This window comes from Enterobacter sp. UNJFSC 003 (assembly GCF_036903355.1).
GTDB lineage: Bacteria > Pseudomonadota > Gammaproteobacteria > Enterobacterales > Enterobacteriaceae > Enterobacter.
This window is the reverse complement of sequence record NZ_JBAKHK010000281.1, coordinates 1-249: the sequence shown is the minus strand read 5'-3', so window position 1 is coordinate 249 and position 249 is coordinate 1. Positions and strand designations below refer to the sequence as shown.

1 protein-coding gene is annotated in these 249 nt (G+C 57.0%); it reads right to left on the bottom strand.

What is annotated here, in order from left to right; translation table 11 throughout:
• Nucleotides 1-249: FAD-dependent oxidoreductase (locus tag V5P19_RS24160; protein ID WP_334408071.1), on the bottom strand; the 249-nt coding region annotated here is incomplete at both ends.

The window sequence follows — 249 nt, the reverse complement described above, 5'->3', positions numbered from 1 at the left end:
GCGCAATCGCCCAGCGCGTAAATATCGGTATTACTGGTTTGCAGATAACTATCGACGCAAACGCCGCGATTAATCGTCAGCCCGGCGCGTCGTGCCAGGGCGGTTTCCGGGCGCAGTCCGGTGGCGGCAATTACCGCATCCACTTCGATGCTGCGCTGGCGGTCCAGCGTTGCCAGAATGCCAGAATCCGTTTTTTCCAGCCCCTGCAACTGAGATTTTAACAGCAGATGAACGCCAATCTCCGTCAAC